Source organism: Kitasatospora sp. NPDC057500 (assembly GCF_042802195.1).
GTDB lineage: Bacteria > Actinomycetota > Actinomycetes > Streptomycetales > Streptomycetaceae > Kitasatospora.
The window spans coordinates 21,495-33,892 of the sequence record NZ_JBHVER010000072.1; the positions used below are offsets into that span (position 1 = coordinate 21,495).

At 77.3% G+C, this 12,398-nt stretch carries 14 protein-coding genes; 13 read left to right on the forward strand and 1 reads right to left on the reverse strand.

Going from position 1 to position 12,398, the window contains the following annotated elements:
* Window positions 1–173: 173 nt before the first annotated feature.
* Window positions 174–1,571, reverse strand: coding sequence for a phosphoribosyltransferase family protein (locus ACFU74_RS17605; protein WP_380757496.1), 1,398 nt, complete (start codon window positions 1,569–1,571; stop codon window positions 174–176).
* 269 nt (window positions 1,572–1,840) lie between these two features.
* Between ACFU74_RS17605 and ACFU74_RS17610 the strand changes: the two genes are divergently transcribed.
* The 13 genes from ACFU74_RS17610 (at window position 1,841) to ACFU74_RS17670 (ending at window position 12,313) form a co-directional block, all read left to right on the forward strand.
* A complete protein-coding gene (locus ACFU74_RS17610) occupies window positions 1,841–3,115 on the forward strand; it encodes a sedoheptulose 7-phosphate cyclase (protein WP_380757498.1) in 1,275 nt (424 codons plus the stop codon).
* The gene (locus ACFU74_RS17615; protein ID WP_380757499.1) at window positions 3,108–3,803 is read left to right on the forward strand and encodes a cupin domain-containing protein; all 696 of its coding nucleotides are present in this window, start codon (window positions 3,108–3,110) and stop codon (window positions 3,801–3,803) included. Before ACFU74_RS17610 ends, ACFU74_RS17615 begins: the two co-directional genes overlap by 8 nt.
* Window positions 3,800–4,306: a hypothetical protein gene (locus ACFU74_RS17620; RefSeq protein ID WP_380757501.1), complete on the forward strand. Its 507-nt coding sequence runs from the start codon at window positions 3,800–3,802 to the stop codon at window positions 4,304–4,306. The genes ACFU74_RS17615 and ACFU74_RS17620 overlap by 4 nt, the downstream gene beginning before the upstream one ends.
* On the forward strand, window positions 4,233–4,775 hold the full coding sequence (locus tag ACFU74_RS17625; RefSeq protein ID WP_380757504.1) for a hypothetical protein: 543 nt from the start codon (window positions 4,233–4,235) through the stop codon (window positions 4,773–4,775). The genes ACFU74_RS17620 and ACFU74_RS17625 overlap by 74 nt, the downstream gene beginning before the upstream one ends.
* 280 nt (window positions 4,776–5,055) lie before the next feature.
* Window positions 5,056–6,207 (forward strand): hypothetical protein, encoded by a 1,152-nt coding sequence (locus tag ACFU74_RS17630; protein WP_380757506.1) that lies wholly within the window; start codon window positions 5,056–5,058, stop codon window positions 6,205–6,207.
* Window positions 6,208–6,358: 151 nt separating this feature from the next.
* Complete coding sequence (locus tag ACFU74_RS17635; protein ID WP_380757508.1) at window positions 6,359–6,925, forward strand: hypothetical protein; 567 nt, start codon at window positions 6,359–6,361, stop codon at window positions 6,923–6,925.
* Complete coding sequence (locus ACFU74_RS17640; RefSeq protein WP_380757510.1) at window positions 6,922–7,332, forward strand: hypothetical protein; 411 nt, start codon at window positions 6,922–6,924, stop codon at window positions 7,330–7,332. Before ACFU74_RS17635 ends, ACFU74_RS17640 begins: the two co-directional genes overlap by 4 nt.
* The gene (locus ACFU74_RS17645; RefSeq protein ID WP_380757512.1) at window positions 7,329–8,564 is read left to right on the forward strand and encodes a zinc-binding dehydrogenase; all 1,236 of its coding nucleotides are present in this window, start codon (window positions 7,329–7,331) and stop codon (window positions 8,562–8,564) included. Before ACFU74_RS17640 ends, ACFU74_RS17645 begins: the two co-directional genes overlap by 4 nt.
* Window positions 8,561–9,388: a cupin domain-containing protein gene (locus tag ACFU74_RS17650; RefSeq protein WP_380757514.1), complete on the forward strand. Its 828-nt coding sequence runs from the start codon at window positions 8,561–8,563 to the stop codon at window positions 9,386–9,388. Before ACFU74_RS17645 ends, ACFU74_RS17650 begins: the two co-directional genes overlap by 4 nt.
* Window positions 9,385–10,278, forward strand: coding sequence for an SDR family oxidoreductase (locus ACFU74_RS17655; protein WP_380757516.1), 894 nt, complete (start codon window positions 9,385–9,387; stop codon window positions 10,276–10,278). The genes ACFU74_RS17650 and ACFU74_RS17655 overlap by 4 nt, the downstream gene beginning before the upstream one ends.
* The gene (locus ACFU74_RS17660; RefSeq protein ID WP_380757518.1) at window positions 10,275–10,853 is read left to right on the forward strand and encodes a VOC family protein; all 579 of its coding nucleotides are present in this window, start codon (window positions 10,275–10,277) and stop codon (window positions 10,851–10,853) included. The genes ACFU74_RS17655 and ACFU74_RS17660 overlap by 4 nt, the downstream gene beginning before the upstream one ends.
* A complete protein-coding gene (locus ACFU74_RS17665; protein ID WP_380757520.1) occupies window positions 10,850–11,974 on the forward strand; it encodes an NAD(P)-dependent alcohol dehydrogenase in 1,125 nt (374 codons plus the stop codon). The genes ACFU74_RS17660 and ACFU74_RS17665 overlap by 4 nt, the downstream gene beginning before the upstream one ends.
* Before the next feature lie 159 nt (window positions 11,975–12,133).
* Window positions 12,134–12,313: a hypothetical protein gene (locus ACFU74_RS17670; RefSeq protein WP_380757522.1), complete on the forward strand. Its 180-nt coding sequence runs from the start codon at window positions 12,134–12,136 to the stop codon at window positions 12,311–12,313.
* Window positions 12,314–12,398: the final 85 nt, after the last annotated feature.

Here is a 12,398-nt window from a genome sequence, read left to right on the forward strand (position 1 = left end):
GTTTTCACTGTTCAATGTGTACAAGGTGATCAGAAAATCGCTGGTCATGCTGTGCAGAATGCCCGGTGGATCGGAGGTGTTCCACAAGTTCTGCGGATCGGTCCCGATCGGGCGTGTGCGCTGGTCAGGGCGGTTGCGGGCGGCGGGACGCCCCGGGCCGGGGGCCCGCGGCCTCAGGCCGGTGGCTCGCAGGGGAGGAGGCGTCCGCCGAACCAGTCGCCGGCCAGTTCGGCGACCCGGTCCAGCGTCCCCGGCTCCTCGAACAGGTGGCCCGCGTTCGGGACCACCGCCAGCTCACTCTCGCAGCGCAGCCGCTCCCGCGCCCGCCGGTTCAGGTCGATCACCACCTCGTCCCGGCCGCCGACGATCAGCAGCGTCGGCGCCCGCACCGCGCCCAGCGCCCGCGCCCCGGCGAGGTCCGGCCGCCCGCCCCGGGAGACCACGGCGCCCACCTGGTCGCCGAGCCGGGCGGCCGTCCACAGCGCGGCCGCGGCCCCGGTGCTCGCACCGAACAGGCCCAGCGGCAGGAACGGGCCGCCCCCGGCACGGGCCTGCTCGGCGGGCAGCGCGCGGGCCACCTCCGTCAGCCGGCCGCCCAGCAGGGCGACGTCGAAGACGTTGTGCCGGTCCTCCTCCTCGTCCTCGGTGAGCAGGTCGAACAGGAAGGTGGCCAGCCCGCGGCCGTTCAGGTACCCGGCCACATGGCGGTTGCGCGGGCTGTGCCGGCCGCTGCCGCTGCCGTGCGCGAACACCACGATGCCGCGGGCGCCGGCCGGGACCGTCAGCCGGCCGGTCAGCCGGACGCCGGCGGCGGGCAGCGTCACCTCGCGGTCGGCGGCGGCCACCCCGGCGGCGGACCCGTCCGCCGACGCCGACTCCGAATCCGACGCCGACTCCGATGCCGTTGAAGGGCCGGCGCCGGCGGCGCGGGCGGCGGCCAGGTGGCGCAGCACCTCGGTGTCCTCGGTCTGCGAGAAGTCCGCGTAGAACTCGCCGATCGCGAAGAACGGCGACGGCGTGCCCACGCACACCAGCTCGTCGGCGACCGTGCCCAGCCGCTCCGTCCAGTCCTGCGGCGCCACCGGCACGGCGAGCACCACCCGTGCCGCGCCGCGCGCCCGCACGATCAGACACGCGGCCCGGGCCGTCGAACCGGTGGCGATGCCGTCGTCGACCACCACCACCGTCCGCCCCCGCAGGTCCACCGGCGGACGGCCGTCCCGGTAGCGCCGCGCCCGGCGCTCCAGCTCGGCCCGCTCGCGGACCTCCACCGCGGCCAGCTGCTCCGGCGTCACCCCGGCGGGCCGCAGCACCTGGTCGTTGATCACCCGCACCCCGTCCTCGCCGATCGCCCCCATGCCCAGCTCCGGCTGGTACGGGACGCCCAGCTTGCGGATCACGCAGATGTCCAGGGGCGCACCGAGCGAGGCGGCCACCTCGGCGGCCACCGGGACCCCGCCGCGCGGCAGGGCCACCACGACGGTGCCGGGGCCGCGCAGGTGGTCCAGCAGGGCGGCCAGCCGGCGGCCCGCGTCGGTGCGGTCGGTGAAGTGGGTACCGGTGGCGTGCATGGTGTCGGCCTCCGGCTTCCACCGTACGTCGCCGGCGCGGCGCGCGGCGCGAGCGGCCGCGGGGGCCGCGGAGGGGCGGGGGTCGCGGAGGGGGCTTGGCGAGGGCGGTCCCGGGCCGTCCCGGGCGGGACCGGGACGCGGATGGGGCCGGCCGCCCGTGCGTCCGGGACGGCGGGCGGGCCAGCGTGGTGCACACCGGCCCGGCGGTCCTTCCCTCGGCCACCGGGCCGCCCGACCCTCGCCCGCCGTCCTGCCGAAGGAGCCGACCTGTGTCCATCCCCCACCCCCAGCACCGTTCCGCCGACCCCGGTGCCCGGAACCCCGGCGCTCAGCTCCCCGGTGCGCACGGCCACGGTCTCCACCCCACCGGCGACCCGGTCGACGGCGCCCCCGCCACCGGCTGGACGGTCGCCACCGCCCTGCCGGTCAGCTACCGGGTCCGCTTCACCCCCGGCGTGCTGGACCCGGGCAACCCCGCACTCGCCGCGGCCGGCGGCCCGCCCGGGCGCCGCCTCGTCGTCGTCGACGCCCGCGTCCACGAACTGCACGGCGACCGCCTGCGCCGCTACCTGGCCGCCCAGGCCGTCGAGCACGAGACGCACGTCCTGCTCGCCCACGAACAGGTGAAGACCATGGACGCGGTGTTCCAGGTCGCCGACCGGATGGACTCCTTCGGGATCTCCCGCCGGGGCGAACCGGTGATCGCGATCGGCGGCGGCGTGCTCACCGACGTCGTCGGCCTCGCCTGCAGCCTCTACCGCCGCTCCACGCCCTTCGTGCGCGTCCCGACCACGCTGATCGGCCTCGTCGACGCCGGCGTCGGCGCCAAGACCGGCGTCAACCACGGCCGCCACAAGAACCGCCTCGGCACCTACCACCCCGCCGTCGACACCCTGCTCGACCCGGCCTTCCTCACCACCCTGGACCGGCGCCACATCGGCAACGGCCTCGCCGAGATCCTCAAGGTCGCGCTGATCAAGGACGCCGCCCTGTTCGGCCTGCTCGAACGGCACGGCCGCGACCTGCTCGACACCGGCTTCCAGTCCCCGGCCGCCGGCGCCGCCGTACTCGGCCGCGCCGTCCACGGCATGCTCCAGGAACTCCAGCCCAACCTCTGGGAGCACCGCCTGGAACGCCTCATGGACTACGGCCACTCCTTCAGCCCCACCGTCGAGATGCGCGCGCTGCCCGAACTCCTGCACGGTGAGGCGGTCTGCGTCGACATGGCCCTCACCACCGTCGTCGCCCGGCGCCGCGGCCTGCTCGACGCCCGGCAGGCCGAGCGCGTCCTGCGGCTGATGCGACGCCTCGAACTGCCCGTCTGGCACCCCCTGATGGAACCGGTCACGCTCGCCGAGGCCCTCGCCGACACCGTCCGCCACCGCGACGGGCGCCAACGGCTGCCGCTGCCCAGCGGAATCGGCGCGGGCGTCTTCGTCGACGACCTCGACGGGGCCGAACTCGCCGCCGCCGCCGGATGGCTGCGCACCTGGTCGGCCCGCGAGAGCGCCGCACCGGCCCAGGGGAGTGGGACGCGTGCGTAGCGCCGTCGTGATCGCCGACACCACCGCACCGGCCGACGTCCACGGAGTCCACGGCGCCGCCGGAATCACCCAGTGGACCTGCCTCGCCCGCCGCGCCGGACTCGACGGCGACTGGGAGGCCGTCGAATGGGCCCGCATCCCGGCCGGCGGGATCAGCGGGGAACACCTCCACACCCGCACCCGCGAGGTGTACGTGCTGCTCGCCGGAGAGGGCGAGGTCACCCTCGACGGCCGCCCCCACGCCGTCCGCGCCGGCGACGCCGTCCTGACCGCCGTCGGCACCCGGCACGGCCTGCGCAACACCGGGGCCGGGCCGCTGGAATGGCTGGTGATCGAACTGCCCGCCGACCCGGCCGCCCCCGACCAGGTGGGCAGCACCGTCGTCCGCGACCTGCGGCGCACCGGCCCGCTCGACCCCTCCGCCGTCATCGGCGGACCGCTGCGCCTGCTGCGGCACGTCGAACTGGCCGGCGGCGAACGCGACTTCCTGCTCGCCGACGGCATCGAGCACACCGCCTTCGTCATCGGCGGCAACGGCCGGGCGGGCACCGCGGGCATCCGGGTGCCGCTGCGCCCCGGCACGGCGTTCACCCTGCCGCTCGGCACCGCGCTCGACCTCATGGCGGGCGCCGGCGGGCTCGTCTACCTGCACGCGGAACTGGTGCCGCAGGGCGGTGGGCCGCGATGATCATCACCCGCACCGCCGCGCCCCGCCTGCTCCTCGGCCCCGGCGCCCAGCGGATCCGCACCCGCTGCCTCGCCCGCCGGGGCATGCTGCACAGCGAGTGCGAGGCCTTCGAGCACGTCAGCCTCGGCCCGGGCGCCTGCTACGACCTCGCCGGCCGCGCCGCCACCGAGGCGGCCTGGTACGTGCTGCGCGGCCCCGTCGTCCTGGTCGACTGCCCGGACCACCCACTGCGCCTGCTCGACCGCGGCACCCTGCTGCTCGCCCCGCAGGGCGAATCCGTCCACCTGCACGGCGGCCCGCTCGGCGCGGAGCTGCTGTGCCTGACCGTCCTGCCGGACCGGGTGAGCAGCACGCTGCCGGAACGCCGCCCGGCGGCGGGCGGCGGGCAACGAGGCGGTGCGGACGGCTGCCCGGCGGCGGTAGCCGCCGGTGACCGGCCGACGGCGGGATCCGGACGAACCCACGGGCCCGCCCCCGCCCCGCCACGGCGCGAACTACGGTGACCGCACGACCACTCCGAGCACCGGGGCCTCCCCGCAGGGAGCGTCCTGGTTCCAGATCCTTCCGCCGTCCCCCTTCTCGCACGTCCTCGCCACGGACAACACCGTCGAGCACATCACCGAGCTGCCGGCGCTGACGATCCCCTACGCCGGGGTGTGGCAGATCTCCTACGGCGTCCACGAGAACTTCGCCCTGACCGCGGCCGGGGGCACCGTCCTGATCCACACGGTGCTGTACAAGAACGCCGCGGCCATCCCCGGCACCGAAGCGGTGACCGGCTACAAGACCCTCGGCGCCGAGGGGTTCCAGGCCACCACCGGGCAGACCGTCCTGCACGCCTTCGCCGCCCAGGACCGGGTCACGCTGCGCGCCCACCGCGCCGGCGGCACCCCCAGCGCCGGGGCCGTCATCAGCAGCGGTGACGGCGGCACCACGCAGATCGCGGCGCACTGGGTCAGCCCCGGGTTCTGATCCTCCGGACGGCAGGGGCCCGCCGCAGCCGGCGGGCCCCTGCCGTCGGTGTGTCCCGGGCGGTGGCTGTTCGCCCCTGCCGCCACCTGTACCTGTACCCGTACCTGCGCCTGCGCCTGCGCCTGCGCCTGCGCCCGTCCCGTCCCGGGCGGGGGCGGGGCGCGGTCGGGGCCGACGGCTCAGGCGGGCAGGGCGGCGGGCGGCGCAGCGTGGAGGTCGAAGTCCGGAGCAGTCCGAGCGGTTCGGACGGTCCGGACGGTCCGGACGGAAGGAGACCACCATGCAGCGCACTGTCCGGCTCGACCGGCGGATCCAGGCCGGCGCCGCGCAGGTCCTCCTCGCGGTGCGCGGCGGTGAGCCGTCCTGGGCCGAACTCGGGGTGCGGCTCGGTGCTCTCGACGCCGACCGGTTCGTCCTGGTCACCGACGGCACCGCGCCCGTCGACCAGCTGGCCCGCATCCACGCCCTCGCCGCCGCCCTGGCGCCCACCGCCGTGCACGACCTGCGCGACGGCCCGCCCCCGGCCGGTGCCGCGCCCGGCGGGAGCGCCCGCACGGCCGTCGTCGCCGTCGGCGGCGAACAGGCCTGCGGGCTCCCGGCGGACGTCCGGGTGCCCACCGACCTGGCCGCCGCGTGCGGGGCCGCGCCGGCCCTGCACCGCCCGGTCCCGGTCGCGCTGGTCTGGGTCCGGGCCGACCTGCTCGCGGCCCGCCCCGCCGGGGCGACCCGGGCCGGGATGGTCGCGGTGGTCCGCCACGTGCTCGCCGTCTGCCCGGCCCAGTACCCGATGCTCGCCGCCCTGCTCCACCCCGGTGCCCGGTACGACGCGCCGACGCTCACCGCCCTGATCGCCCTGTGCGCCGACGCGCGGGCCGCCCTGGTCTGCTTCGACCCCGACGAGACCGGCCCCGCGCTGGCCCTCGGCTACGGCCGGAGCCTCGCCGACGCCCTGCGGGTCGTCGCCGGCCCGGCCCTCGCGCCCGGCGACGCCGAGGCACTGGGCCTGCTGCTCGCCGCCCGGGTGGCTGCGCGCCTCGGCGTGGCGGCCGGTGCCACCGGCTGGGCCCACCGGGAGCTGCTGGCCCGGAACGGCTCGGCGACCACCCTGCCCGGCGGCGTGGACCGCGACCGGCTGACCGCCGCGCTGGCCGCGGCGGGCGCGGCGGGGCTGCTGCTCCTCGCCGAGCCCGGCCGCCCGTACTGCGCCGGCGGCAGGCTGCTGACGCCGGTGGACGGCGCGGTGCTGCGGGCCGCCGTGGAGGGCCTGGGCGACCTCGCGTGCGCGGGCGTCCCGCGCAGCAGGACCGCCGGTCCCGACGAGGCCGGTCCCGAGACCGCCTGTCCTGAGAGCGCCCGTCCTGAGAGCGCCCGTCCCGAGACCGACCGGGCCCCCGTGGTCCCGGCCGCCTGTCCCGCCCCGGGCGTGCGGTGAGTGCGCGGGGACCCGGGCCCGGGCACCGGCCGGGAACGGGCCGGGAGCAGGACGGGACCGGGTTCCCGTGCGACCGGGACTGCAGGCGGCACACCGTGGAGAACAGAAACGGCCCAGCACGGACCGCAGGACACCAGAAGGAGTTCCCGTCATGACGGGCACCGTCATCACCGACCTCCGCCGACGCGGAGCCGTCGACCCCAGCCGGGTGCTGAACGGACCGCTGCGCGCCGTCGGGCTCCAGTGGCTCGAACCGGGCCGCAGCGTCGAGGTCACCGCCGAGGGCGTCGAACGCGCCCTGTACATCACGGCGGGCTCCGGCACCGCCACGGCGCCGGAGACCGAGACCGGGACCGAGGCCGAGGCCGAGGCCGACGCCGCCGACGCCGGAAGCGAGGAATCGACGGTCGCCGACTCCGGGATCCCCCTGGTCGAAGGCACCGCCGTGACCCTCCCGCTCGGGGCGTGCACCGTGCTCACGGCCGGCACCGCCGGTCTGGAGTTCTTCCACGCGGTGCTCGCCGTCGCCGGCCACCCGGGCAGGGCCCTCGCCCACCCGGCGGCGGGGCGGCCGGCCGCCGAGCCGACCGCCGAGCCGACCGGAGAGCCGACCACCGAGCGGCCGACCGGAGAACGGCCCGGGACCGAACGCCCGGCCGCCGACGAACCGGACCACCCCGACACCCCTCCGAGCCAGAAGGGAGGCGAGTCACGGTGATCGTCACCACCGCGACGGCCTCGGCCGCCGTCATCCTCGGCCCGAACGGCGAGCGCGTGCGGCTGCGCTGCCTGGCGCGCCGCTCCATGCTCGCCAGCGCCTGCGAGAGCTTCGACCACCTGCGGCTCAGCCCCGGCGCCCACCACGAGATGCCGGGGCGGCCCGACGGCGAGACCGTCCTGTTCGTTGCGCGCGGCTCCCTGCTCGTCGGCCGGAACGCCGACGAGCCGGACCACCTGGCCGTCGACGGCGACCTGCTGCTGGCGACCCGGGGCCGCACGCTGCTCCTGGAGGCCGGTCCGCTGGGCGCCGAGGTGCTCTGCCTCGCCCTGGCCGCGCCCCGTCGCACCACTGCGACCAGGCACTCCCTCGCCCGCCGGCGCGCCGAACGGCGGAGCCGGCCGTGACCGGCCCCGCCAGGGCCGCCGAGGCCCGCACCGAGGCCCCCGCCACCACGGCGGGGGCCACTCGTGCCACGGCCCGCGCCGCCGCCACCATGACGGCGCTGCGGTTCGAGGCGCCCCACCGGGTCGCGCTCGCCCGGGTGCCCCGTCCGGCACCGCCCGGACCGGACGCGGTCACCGTGCGCACCTCGCTGGTCGGCCTCTGCGGCACCGACCTCGAACTCCTCCACGGCACCGCCGCCTACCTGCGCGACGGGCGGGCCCGCTACCCGCTCGTCCCGGGGCACGAGTGGTGCGGAAAGGTCGCCGAAGTCGGCTGCGAGGTCACCGAGTTCGCGCCCGGTGACCGGGTGGTCGGCCACACCATGGTGCACTGCGGCCTGTGCCGGATGTGCCGGCGCGGGCGCCGCCCGCTCTGCGAACGCCTCACCGAGGTCGGCCTCTACGGCCGCCAGGGCGCCGCCGCCGAGTACGTGGTGCTGCCGGAACGCTCGCTGTCCCGGATCCCCGGCCAGGTGCCGGACCGGGCCGCCGTGCTGGTCGAACCGGCGGTCACCGTGGTGGCCGGGCTGGAACGGGCCCGCTGCCGGCTCGGCGACCGGGTGGTCGTCCTCGGCACCGGCACGATCGGCCTGCTCGCCGTCCAACTCGCCGCCCGCCTGGGCGAGTCGGTGGACGCGGTGGGCATCGACCCGGCCGGGCGGCGGCTCGCCCTGCGCTGCGGTGCGCGCCGCGCCCTGAGTCCCGAGCAGGCGCGGGCCGAGGGCTCCGCCCGGTACTCGCTCGCGGTCGAGGCGTCGGGCGCCGCCCAGGCGTTCGCGCTCGGCCTCGACCTGCTCGAACCGGGCGGCCGGCTCGCCGTGATCGGCGTGGCCGGCAGCCCGTGTCCCGACTTCGACCCCGGCCAACTCGCCCTGCGGGGGCTGGAGGTGATCGGAGTCCGGCACGGCCTGGACCACTACGACCGCACGCTGCGGCTGTTCCGCGACGGCGTGCTGAGCGCCGAGCCGCTGATCGCCGCCGTGCTGCCGCCGTCCGCCGGTCCGGAGGCGTTCCGGCTGCTGGCGGGCGGGCGCAGCGGCCCGCCCAAGGTGCTCCTCGACTTCGCCCGGGCCGGCGACCGGCCGCCGGCCCGGGTGCGGACCGTGCCCGCCCCCACCCGGCCCACGAGACCTGCCGGACCCGCCGGACCCGCCGGACCACCCGGACTCATCGCTGAAGGAGATCCCCCGTGATCCTCGTACCCGCCGCCGTCCCCCGGACGGCCCCCGCTTTCCGACGGCTGATCGACCCGCAGCACCTGCCGTCCGCGCGCGGCGGGCTGACCGTCGAGACCCTGCCGCCCGGCGTCCGCGTCGAGCACCGCCCCTCCCGGGTGGGCGAATCCGTGACGCTGGTGCTCTCCGGCGGGATCCGCTCGTCCGGGCGGGTGTTCGGCCCGGGGGAGGGCCTCTACCACCCGCCCGGCAGCTCCTGCGGACTCACCGCCCTGCCCGGCGCGCCCGCCGCCGTGCTGACCGTCCGGCCCCTCGCGGTGCCCGGCGACCGGCCCGCGCAGCACCCCTACCCCGTCCCGCTCGCCCCGCCCAGGCCCGGCATCCGGTTCCACGACGACGCCCCGGACCCGCCTGCCCGGGACCCGTCCACCCCGGACCCGCCCTCCCCGGCGGTGCCCGCCGCGCGCAGCGGCGACACCGCGATCGCCGGCTCGACCGGCATGGCGGTGCGCTGGCTGGCCACCGACGAGACCGTCGGCGCCCGCCGAATCACCGTCGCCGCCTCGGAGTTCGGCGCCGGCGGCAGCCACGACCTGCACCGGCACCCGCACGCCGACGAGTTCTTCCTCGTCCTCTCCGGCGGCGGCACCCACCTCACGGAGCGCGCCGAGGTCCCGGTCCGCGCCGGGGACCTGGTGTTCGTCCCGGCCGGTGAGTGGCACGGCTACCGCACCGGACCGGCCGGCCCCACCGCCGCGCTCTACGGCTACCTGGGCGCGCCGAGCCTCGCCCTGGCCGGCTACCAGGTCCGCCCCGCCCCCGTCTCGGAGGTGACCCGATGAGCATCCCCGGACCGCACCACCGCCATCCCGAGGGCGGCGGGCCGCCGTCCACGGTGGCGGTCGTCACCGGTGCCAGCTCCGGCATCGGCCGGGCCGTCGCGATCGCCCTCGCCCATGCCGGGCACGCGGTGGCGATCGGCTACCGCACCGACCGCGCCGCCGCCCGCCGGACGGCCGAACTGGCCGGCGGGCGGACCATGCTGCTGCCGCTCGACCTCGCCGACCCGGCCGCCGCGGCGCGGGCCGTGCACGGCGCGGCCGAGCAGCTCGGCGGGATCGACATCCTGGTCAACTCGGCCGGTATCAACCACCGTTCACCAGTCCTGGAGGAGAACCTGGACGACTGGCAGCGGATCCTCGCGGTGGACCTCACCGGGCCGTTCGCCTGCGCCCAGGCCGCCGCCCGCCGGATGGTCGGCCAGGGGCGCGGCGGGCGGATCGTCAACGTCACCTCCGTCCACGAGTTCACCCCGGTCCTCGGCGGCTCCGCCTACTGCGCGGCCAAGGGCGCGCTCGGCGGGCTCACCCGGGTGATGGCCCTGGAACTGGCTCCGTACGGGATCACCGTGAACGCGGTCAGCCCCGGGGAGACCGCCACCCGGATGAACGGCGTCCTCGACGACCGCGACCTCAGTGCGCTGGCCCGGCCCGCCATCCCGGTGGGCCGGCCCGGCCGGGCGTCGGAGGTCGCCGCGGCCGTCGTCCACCTGACCGGCCCGGACGCCGCCTACACCACCGGCGTGTCGCTCACCGTCGACGGAGGCCTCAGCCTGATGAGCGCGATCGCCAACCAGCGCGACGCCGCCCACGAGCAGGCCTCGCTCGCCGACACCCCCGAGATGCCGGAGACGTCCGGGACGTCCGGGACGTCCGGAAGGAGCGCCCGATGACCGGCATCCCCGGCGCGCGCGCCGTGCACCACGTCGCCTACACCGTCCCCGACCTCGACCAGGCGGTGGCGTTCTTCACCGACGTGCTCGGCGCGCGCCTGCTCTACCGCCTCGGGCCGGTCGCCGCGCCGCCCGGGGACGACGACTGGATGCACCGCCAACTCGGCGTCCACCGCTCGGCGGTGGCGCACATCGCGATGCTGCGCCTCGGCCCGGTCAGCAACCTGGAGCTGTTCCAGTACTCCGCCCCGGACCAGCGCCGCGAGCAGCCCGCCAACAGCGACTGGGGCGGGCACCACCTCGCCATCGCCGTCGACGACGTGGACCGCGCCGTCGCCTACCTGCGGCGCCGGCCCGGCGTCGAGGTGCTGGGCGAACCGCAGACGATCACCGACGGCGGACCGATCGACGGCGACCGCTGGGTGTACTTCCGCGCGCCCTGGGGCCTCCAGCTGGAGGTGCTCGCGATGCCGCCCGGCATGCCCTACGAACGCGCCACCCCCGACCGGCTGTTCACACCCCCGGACCCGTGGGACAGCGCCGGCGCGCCGCGCGGCGGGACCGGTCCGTCGTGATCGGGACCACCGCCGCCGTGGTGCGGGAGACCGGCGGGCCGTTCCGCCCGGAGGCCGTCCGGCTGGACGGGCCGCGCGCGGACGAGGTGCTGGTCCGCATCCGCGCCGTCGGGATCTGCCACACCGACCTGAGCGTGCGGGCCGGGCGCACGCCCGCGCCGCTGCCCGCCGTCCTCGGCCACGAGGGCGCGGGCACCGTCGAGGCGGTCGGCGACGCCGTCACCCGGGTGCGGCCCGGCGACCGCGTGGTGCTGACCTTCGACTCCTGCGGCGCCTGCCCGCCCTGCCGGGCCGGCCTGCCGGTGCGCTGCGACCACTGGGCCGCGCTCAACCTGTTCGGCGGCGGCCGGCTGGACGGCAGCGCCACCGTGCGCGGGACCGGCCGCCACCGCGGCGCCGCGCTGCACGGCCACTTCTTCGGCCAGTCCTCCTTCGCGGGGTACGCGCTCGCCGACGAGCGCAACGCGGTGCCCGTCACCGGGCCGCCGGTGCCGTTCGAGCTGCTGGCGCCGCTCGGCTGCGGCGTGCAGACCGGCGCGGGTGCCGTCTTCCACGTGCTGCGGCCCGAACCCGGCGACACCCTGGCGGTGTTCGGAGCGGGCGCGGTGGGGCTGGCCGCCGTCCTGGCGGCGCGCTCGACACCGGTGGCGCGGATCGTCGCGGTCGACCTGCGCCCGGACCGGCTCGCGCTGGCCCGGGAGCTCGGCGCCACCGACGTCGTGGACGCGGGCGCGGGGGACCCGGTCGCGGCGGTGCGCGACCTCACCGGCGGGCGCGGCGCCCAGCACGCGCTGGAGACCAGCGGCAGCGTCCGCGCGCTGCGCCAGGCGGTGGACGCGCTGGCCGTCGGGGGGACCTGCGGGGTGGTGGGCGCGCCGCCGGCCGGCAGCGAGGTGGGCCTGGACGTCCCGGGGCTGCTCGCCCGGGCGCCGCGGATCGTCGGGGTGAACCAGGGGGCGAGCGTGCCGTCGCGGTTCCTGCCGGCACTGGTGGACCTGCTGCGCGCGGGACGGCTGCCGGTGGACCGGCTGGTGCGGACGTACCCGTTCGAGGCCGTCGAGGAGGCGGCCGGGGCGGCGGAGGCGGGGGAGGTGGTGAAGCCGGTGCTGATGCTGCCCTGAGCTGCTCCGGTGGGTCCGCCGTCGCGTCCGCCGTCCCGTTCTGGGACCGGAACGGGACGGCGGGCCCATGCGCCCGGGGCGCGGCGCCGACCAGAGTGGAGGGCAGAGCGGTTGAACGGTTGGGCCGCTCGGAGCTGAAGAATCTGGAGTACCCCACCCATGGCAACGAACACGGCATCGAAGACGCTCGGCGTCGCGTCCGCCATCGTCGGCCTCGCCGCCGCCACCGCGGTCATCAAGAGCGCCGTCGTCGGCGCGGTGGCCAAGACGGCCCCCGCCGCCAGCGGCTCGGAGACCGAGCGCGGCTGCAAGCCGGGCGAGAAGGACTGCAAGCACTGATCACCCGCGATCGCCCCGTCTTGCCGTCCGATCCCCGACCCTCCGTCCACCACCACCCCGCCCGCCCCCGGAGCCACCACCGGCT